General features: G+C 67.3%; 7 protein-coding genes. All 7 read left to right on the top strand.

Going from position 1 to position 8,167, the window contains the following annotated elements; genetic code table 11:
- The coding region (locus tag VFQ05_09370) for a Gfo/Idh/MocA family oxidoreductase (GenBank protein ID HET9326968.1) at positions 1-1,133 on the top strand (1,133 nt) is incomplete at its 5' end.
- A gap of 51 nt (positions 1,134-1,184) precedes the next feature.
- On the top strand, positions 1,185-2,369 hold the full coding sequence (locus tag VFQ05_09365) for an NAD(P)/FAD-dependent oxidoreductase (GenBank protein HET9326967.1): 1,185 nt from the start codon (positions 1,185-1,187) through the stop codon (positions 2,367-2,369).
- Between the two features lie 113 nt (positions 2,370-2,482).
- Positions 2,483-3,049, top strand: a complete 567-nt coding sequence (locus VFQ05_09360; protein ID HET9326966.1) for an OsmC family protein — start codon at positions 2,483-2,485, stop codon at positions 3,047-3,049.
- A 16-nt stretch (positions 3,050-3,065) separates the two neighbouring features.
- Positions 3,066-4,313, top strand: coding sequence for an NAD(P)-binding domain-containing protein (locus VFQ05_09355; GenBank protein ID HET9326965.1), 1,248 nt, complete (start codon positions 3,066-3,068; stop codon positions 4,311-4,313).
- A gap of 31 nt (positions 4,314-4,344) precedes the next feature.
- The gene (locus tag VFQ05_09350) at positions 4,345-4,782 is read left to right on the top strand and encodes a MaoC family dehydratase (protein ID HET9326964.1); all 438 of its coding nucleotides are present in this window, start codon (positions 4,345-4,347) and stop codon (positions 4,780-4,782) included.
- A gap of 58 nt (positions 4,783-4,840) precedes the next feature.
- Positions 4,841-5,911, top strand: a complete 1,071-nt coding sequence (gene dinB, locus VFQ05_09345) for a DNA polymerase IV (protein HET9326963.1) — start codon at positions 4,841-4,843, stop codon at positions 5,909-5,911.
- Positions 5,912-6,525: 614 nt separating this feature from the next.
- Positions 6,526-8,167 (top strand): hypothetical protein (locus VFQ05_09340; protein ID HET9326962.1); only part of this gene is annotated, 1,642 nt, incomplete at its 3' end.

Raw genomic sequence — 8,167 nt, 5'->3', positions numbered from 1 at the left:
CGCGCCAACGCGCCACTCGGACGAACGGCCGTTCGAGGAAAGTGCGCTATGCCGTCGTCGGTCTCGGCTTCATCGCCCAGCGGGCAGTGCTGCCGGCGTTCGATCGTGCCGACGAGAACTCCGAGCTCGCCGCGCTGATTTCGGGAGACCCTACCAAGCTGCGCCGGCTCTCCCGTCTCTACGGCGTCGAGCACACGTTCAGCTACGACGAATACGAGGAAGCGCTGGAAAGCGGTCTCTTCGACGCGGTGTACATCGCGCTGCCCAACCATCTGCATCATCGGTACGCCGTCATGGCGGCTCGCGCGGGGAAGCATGTCCTGTGCGAGAAACCCATGGCGATGAGCCAGGAAGACTGCGAGGACATGATCCGCGCCGCCGAGGAGAACGACGTGCGGCTCATGGTCGCCTATCGGCTCCACTTCGAGCGCGCCAACCTGCAGGCCATCGAGACGGTGACGTCGGGAGAGATCGGCGATGCGCGCGCCTTCGACTCGCTGTTCGCCATGCAGGTGAAACCCGGCGGCATCCGGCTGCGTCGTGAGACCGGCGGCGGGACCCTTTGGGACATCGGCATCTACTGCATCAACGCTGCCCGGCATCTGTTCCGGGAGGAGCCGCTGGAAGTGTTCGCTTACACGGGCACGAGCGGCGAGTCCAGGTTCGAAGAGGTCGAGGAGATGTGCAGCGCGGTGATGCGATTCCCTGGATCGCGCCTCGCCACCTTCACGGTCAGCTTCGGAGCTTCGGATGTGGCGACCTACACGGTGCTCGGCACCAAGGGCTGCCTCTGCGTCGACAACGGCTATGAGTACGCGGAGCCGATCACGCATGAGCTGACCATCGGCGACCGAACCACCGAGCGTGAGTTCAAGAAGCGTGACCAGTTCGCGCCCGAGCTGGTCTACTTCTCGGAGTGCGTTCAGAACGGGAGGAACCCCGAGCCTTCGGGGATCGAGGGACTGATCGACGTGTCGATCATCGAGGCCCTCTATCAGTCGGCCGAGACCATGAAGCCGGTGGAGTACCAGGGACCGGTGAAGCGACGGCGCCCGACCGCCGCGCAGGAGATCTTCCGCCGGCCCAGCCGGGAGCGGGAGCTCGTGCACACCACGAGTCCACACCAGGAATAGGGACGGACGCGGAGCCGCGAGCTCGGGCGCGGCCCCGCTGACAGGGCGGCCATGGGCCGTGACATACTGCGGCCCATGGAAGCCTACGCGCCTCGTTACGACGTCGTCGTCGTCGGCGCCCGTTGCGCCGGCGCGGCCACGGCCCTGCTGCTCGCGCGCCGGGGCGCGCGCGTCCTGCTCTTCGATCGCGATCGCCGGGGGGCCGACACGCTCTCGACGCTGGCCATGATGCGAGCCGGAGTCTTCCAGCTCCATCACTGGGGAGTGCTTCCCGCGGTCCAGCAGCACGGGACGCCCGCGATCCGGTTCACCAGCTTCGTGTATGGCGACGAGGTCATCACCGTTCCCATCAAGCCTCGCGACGGGGTGGGCGCGCTCTACGCACCGCGGCGCACCCTGCTCGACACGCTGCTCGCGGACGAGGCGGCGCGCGCCGGCGCCCAGGTTCGGCACGGTCCGCGCGTCCAGCACCTGCTGCGCGATCACGGAGGCCGGGTCCTCGGCCTGGTCCTCGAGGAGCGCGACGGCTCTCTTCATCACATCCATGCGGATCTGGTGATCGGGGCGGACGGCCTGCGCTCCACGGTCGCGCGACAGGCCGGCGCCGCCGTCTACAAAGAGGGCCGGCATACCGCGGGCGTCGTGTACACCTTCTGGCCCGGGCTGCCGAACGAGGGCTATCAATGGCGTTACCGCCCTGGCGTCAGCGTCGGCCTGATCCCGACGAACGGGGGCGAGACGTGCCTCTTCGTCGCGACGTCCGTCGAGCGATTCCACCGCGAAGTCCGGAAAGACCTCGAGGAGGGTTACCGGCGCCTGCTGCAGGAGTGCCATCCCGAGCTGGCCCTGAGGCTCGCGGGCGTATCGCCTTCGGAACCCTACCGTGGCTTCCCCGGGCAGGTGGGCCTCATGCGCCAGAGTCATGGCCAGGGATGGGCGCTGGTCGGGGATGCCGGGTACTTCAAGGACCCGATCACGGCCCATGGGATCAGCGACGCGCTGCGAGACGCCGGATTCCTGGCGCGCGCCGTGGCCCAGGGCACCGAGAGCGCGCTCACGGACTACCAGGCCACTCGCGACGAGCTGTCCCTGGAGCTGTTCGACCTCACCGACGAGATCGCGGGCTTCGAATGGGACCTCGAGACCCTCAAGGTGCTCCACAAGAGGCTCAGCGTGGCCATGAACCGGGAGGTCGAGGCGTTGGTTGCCCTCGACCAGGGCGCTCCTTTGGACTAGCCTTCTCCGGCCCCGGTTTTTCTGACCAACTCACGAACGAATCGCTTGTCCAAGCAACGAGCATCCATCCGCGTGGCCGCGTGAAACCAGATTCCAGGCAGGAGGGTCCCCCCATGAGCACGACCAAGAGACCCGTGGACAACGGCGTCAATGTCGAACACCTGCTGGCCGCCCGTCAGGCGCTCACCGAAACTCCCGCAGGCGCGCAGTTCAAGTGGCGAGCCAAGTGCGAGTGGGTGAGAGGAACCCATAGCAGGTCGACCGTCGAAGACTTCTTCGGACTCGGCGAGGAGCAGAAGCACAAGAGGACGTTCACCTTCGAAGCCGACCATCCCGAGGTCTTCGCATCCGAGGACCACGGCGCCACCCCGGTCGAGATCGTCCTGGCCGCGCTGACCAGCTGCCTCACCGGTGGCATTGCCGCGGTCGCCCAGAATCGCGGGATTCAGCTTCACTCGGTGTCCGCGACGATCGAGGGCAACATGGACCTCCAGGGCATCCTCGGCATCGACAGCGAGGTGCGGAACGGTTTCGATGGGATCAAGGTGGTCTACGACATCAAGGCCGACGCGACCGCCGAGGAGATCAAAGCCCTCGTCGCGCAGTCGCAGAAGCGGTCGGCGGTGTACGACGTCATCACCAACCCCACGAACGTCACGGTCGAGGTCCGCAAGGTCTAAGTCCGTCACCGCGCGCGTGCGAGTCACCACCGTCATCATCGGAGCGGGTCACGCGGGCCTGGCGATGAGCCAGTGCTTGCGGACCCGCTCGATCGACCACGTGATCCTCGAGCGGGGCGAAGTGGCCCACTCGTGGAAGCACGAGCGTTGGGAGTCGCTGCGCCTGCTGACCCCCAATTGGCTGAGCCGCCTGCCCGGCTATCGCTACGAAGGCGACGATCCCGACGGCTACATGACGATGCCGGAGACGATCGGCTTCATCGAGCGCTACGCGGCCCACATCTCGGCTCCGGTTCGCTCCCGCACCGAGGTGACGTCGGTGCGTGCCAAGAGCGATGGCTACCGCGTCACCACCCCGGCAGGTGAATGGGAATGCCGCACGGTTGTGCTGGCCACCGGCGCCTGCAACAAGGCACACGTGCCGCCCGTCGCCGCGGCGTTGCCTCCGGGAATCGATTCGGTCACCTCTCAGGACTACCGCAACCCCGCGCAGATCCAGCCTGGCGGAGTGCTGGTGGTGGGCGCGTCGGCCAGCGGAACGCAGATCGCCGAGGAGTTGCAGCATTCAGGCCACCCGGTGACGATCGCCGTGGGCGAGCACATCCGCGCGCCGCGCATCTACCGGGGCCGGGACATCAAGTGGTGGATGGACGCCGCGGGCGTTCTGGACGATGCCTACGACGAGATCGACGACCTGAACCGGGCGCGGCACGTGCCGTCGCTGCAGCTCGCCGGCTCGACCGAGCGGCGGACCGTCGATCTCAACCACCTGGACGACCTTGGCGTGCGCATCGTGGGGCGGCTGGTGGGCGTCGCGGACTCCAAGGCGCAGTTCTCGGGCTCGCTGCGCAATCAATGCGAGCTCTCGGATCTCAAGATGAACCGGCTGCTCGACCGGATCGATGAATGGGCGGAGGCGCAGGGGTTGAACGGGAGCATCGACCCGCCACATCGGTTCGAGTCCACCCGATGCGTCAATGATCCGCCGCTGACGCTCGATCTCCGTAAGGGCGAGGTCCGCACGGTGATCTGGGCCACGGGCTATCGGCCCGACTATTCGTGGCTCGATGTGCCGGTGCTCGACCGCAAAGGACGGATTCGTCACGATGGCGGCGTCGCCGAGGCCCCCGGCATGTACGTCATCGGCCTGCCGTTCCTGCGCCGCCGCAAGTCCAGCCTCATCGACGGCGCCGGACCCGATGCGCAGGATCTGACCGAGCACCTGGTGAAGAGCCTCGACGGACGCCCGGTGGCCACGAGCTGAAGGGCCCATGCCCGACCCCCGCGGAGGAGACATGACGCAAGGCATCATGGCATGGCCGAAGGGCGCTCCGAGCGTCGGCCAGAAAGCGCAGCGCTCGCGGAAAGTGTCCGCGAAGGACATCGAGCTGTTCACCGAGATCAGCGGCGACCGCAACCCGATTCACTACGACGAAGCGCTGGCCAAGGCCACGCCCTTCGGGGGCATCGTGGTGCAGGGGGGCGTGATCAGCGCCATCCTGAACGCCATGGTGGCCGAGGACCTGCCGGGGCCGGGGACGGTCTTCCTGCAGGCCAACTGGAGCTTCAAGGCGCCGGTGCGGCCGGGAGATACGATCACCGGCCACATCGAGCTCACCAAGGTCCGCACCGACAAGCCGATCACCGAGATGAACACGCGCATCGTCCGGGACGACGGCACCGTCGTTCTCGACGGCACCGCCGTGTGCTACACGATGCCGCTGCCCGCCTGAAGAAGAGCTTCAGACCATTCGCCGCGCCGCTTACCTGAGGTAGATTCGCCGCACTCCCATGAGGCGAATCCTTCACGTCGATATGGATGCGTTCTACGCGTCCGTCGAGCAGCGGGACCGTCCCGAGCTGCGCGGCCGCCCGGTGGCCGTGGGAGGCTCGCCCGAATCCCGCGGCGTGGTCGCTGCCGCGAGTTACGAGGCGCGTGCGTTCGGTGTGCGGTCGGCGACCCCGATGGCCCGCGCCGTCCGGCTGTGCCCCGATCTGGCGATCGTGCCTCCCGACTTCACCAAGTACCGCGCCGTCTCGCGTCAGGTGTTCGAGATCTTTCGCGAGGTCACGCCCCTGGTCGAGCCACTCTCGCTCGACGAAGCGTATCTGGACGTCACCGAGAATGCGTGGGGCGAGCCGCTGGGCGTCGATGTGGCGAAGCGGTTGAAGAGCGCCATCCGCGAGAGGACGCAGCTCACCGCCTCCGCGGGGGTCGCGCCCAACAAGTTCCTCGCCAAGATCGCCTCCGGCTGGCGAAAACCCGACGGCTTGACCGTGATCGCGCCCGAGAAGATCGAATCGTTCCTCCAGCAGCTGCCCGTCGACGCGCTGTGGGGGGTGGGTCCGGTGACGGCGGCGCGCCTTCGCGAGCGCGGCATCGAGCGCCTGGTCGACGTTCGGACCGCGGATCCCGAGGTGTTGCGCGGCGCGGTGGGCAGCATGACCGAGTGGCTGCGGAAGCTGGCGACCGGCGAGGACGATCGCGCCGTGGAGCCGAACCGAGCGTCCAAGTCGTCGTCCTCCGAGGTCACGTACGCACAGGACCTGACGGACCTCGCTCGCATTCAGCAGGAGATCGCCGGCATGGCGCGGGACAACGCGCGATGGCTCGTCCGCAAGGGCATCCTTGCGCGGACCGTGACCATCAAGGTCCGCTACCACGACTTCAAGACCATCACTCGCAGCCACACGGACGAGGCGACGAACGACCCCGAATTGATCGCGGGGCGCGCCGTGAGCCTGCTGGAGAAGACCGAGGCAGGTCGGCGACCGATCCGGCTGCTGGGCGCGGGGGTGCACAATCTGGAGCCGGAGACGAAGGAGAGCGACGCCGAGAAAGCCGATTTGTTCCAGGCTTGAAGCTGATTGGCCCCCGAACCGACATCCCGGCTGCGTGGCGGGAGGCGTGAATTACGGGCGCCGGCCGGGGGCCACGTTCATCCGATGACTGGTCTTTGAACCGGCGTCCCGCGGCGTGATGACTGGGCGTGATGGCGGGACGCCGGCCTGGCTACCCTGATTCTCTCTAGATTCCCTTCTAGAACCGTTTCTGATTGGCCCCCGAACCGACATCCCGGCTGCGTGATGTGAAGCAAGATGACGGGGCGCCGGACGGGGGCCATGTCGCACGGTCAGACATCGATCCAGCTCGACCGCAAGCGAGCCGAATGTTGTCCCCCTCAATGAGCCGAGCCTGACCGTGTTTTCCTTGAACAGCCCCCTGATTCGGAGCGCTCGGATCATCCCAACGATGATCCACGGAGCCTTCTCGAGATCTGGAGCCATTCAACCTGATCCCGCAGGCCCGCTCTCAGGCGGACCCACGTGGGATCGGGTACGAGCAAGATAGGCAGTGCCCGTGATTGACGGGAGTTACAGGGGGTAGGTAACGTCCGGCCTCACATGGTTTCCATGCCTGCGCAGGGACTTAGGCGGCGTTCAGGGTCGGTGAAGTCCGACGTTACGAGGCCCTCGTGACCGACGGAGAAGCGAATCATCCCTCGGAGTCCGCGATCCGCGAGCAGCTCGAGCGTGTGCTCACCAGCGCGCAGTTCGCGCACGCGGAGAGCCCCCGCAAGCTGCTGCGCTTCCTGGTGGAGGAAACGCTGGCGGGCCGCCCTGCGCGGCTGAAGGAGTACACGCTCGCCACCGAAGTGTTCGGCCGCGATGCGTCCTTCGACCCCAAGATCAACCCCGCGGTCCGCGTCGAGGCCAGCCGTCTGCGGCGCAGGCTCGAGTACTTCTATCTCACGCTGGGCCGTCACGATCCCGTGCTCATCGAGCTGCCGCGAGGGACCTACGTGCCCGAGTTCCGCGACCATGCCGACGTGCTCCATCTCGGTGAGGACATGGCGCAGCTCCGGAAAGCGCACGAGTCGGAGGAGGTGCCCGCGTCGTTGCTGACCCCACTGCCGGGCGGGCCCTCGGTGGTGGTCATCCCGTTCGAGACGCTGGGCGGACTGGACCCGCTCTTCGGCGACGGCATCACGGTCGACATCGTCACCGCGCTCTCGCGATTCCGGGAGCTCCACGTCATCGGACGCAGCACGGCGTTCCGTTACCGCGGCGAGCCGGATGTGGCGCGCCTGCGTGGCGAGCTCGGCCCCGACTACGTGCTGTCGGGCAGCGTGCGGCGCGCGGAGGATCGGGTGCGCGTGCACGCCCAGCTCGCGAGCGGCGTCGACGGCGGCGTCCTGTGGGCGGAAGCCTATGACCGCGACCTCAGCGCCAAGGAGATCTTCGAGCTGCAGGACGAGATCGCGGGCCGCGTCTGCGCCACGATCGCCCAGCCGCACGGAGTGATCGCGCGCCCCGAGCTCGCCGCCGCCCAGCGCAAGGCGCCCGAGCGACTGGATTCCTACGATTGCGTCCTGCTCTTCTACTCCTATGCGGCGAACCGCTCGCCGGACGGTCACGCGAAGCTCAGGGACGCGCTGGAGGCGGAGATTCGCGAGATGCCGGACGTCGCCGCGCTGTGGTCCGCCTTGTCATTCCTCCACGACGACACGTGGCGCTTCGGGTACAACGTCGTCGACTCGCGAGACAAGGCTCGCGATCGGGCGTTCGAAGCCGCCCGCAAGGCCGTCAAGCTCGACCCGTTCCACGCGCTCGGCTACCACGCCCTGTTCGTCTCCTGTTTCGCGCGCGGCGACACGACCGGCTTCCATGCCGCCGGCGAGCGCTGCCTGGAGCTGAATCCCAACGACTCGGACGTCCTCGCCGACTACGGCCTGCATCTGACCATGGGCGACGAGTGGACGCCCGGAATGGTGCTGCTCAAGAAGGCGCTGACGCTCAATCCCGAGCCACCCGACTGGTTCTGGTTCCCGTTCTTCGCGTTGCACTTCGATCGCGGCGAGCTCGACGCGGCGCTCGACATGGCTCTGCGTTGTCAGACCGGCGGCTTCTTCTGGACGCATGGCATGCACGCCATGGCGTACGCGGCGCTCGGGATGGAAGAGGAGGCCGCCGCGGCGGTGAAGCAGCTCCTCGCGGTCTATCCCACGTTTCCGAAAGTGGCCAAGGAGGAGCTGGCGCGCTGGGTGAGCCCGCCTCGCCAGCAGCGCGCGCTCGAGGCTCTGATCCGTGCCGGGTTGCCGATCCCCGTGGGCGCCG

It is taken from the genome of Candidatus Eisenbacteria bacterium (assembly GCA_035712145.1).
In the GTDB taxonomy this organism is placed as follows: Bacteria; Eisenbacteria; RBG-16-71-46; order RBG-16-71-46; family RBG-16-71-46; genus DASTBI01.
The sequence above is the reverse complement of the archived record's forward strand: the minus strand, read 5'-3'. Positions and strand labels throughout refer to the sequence as shown.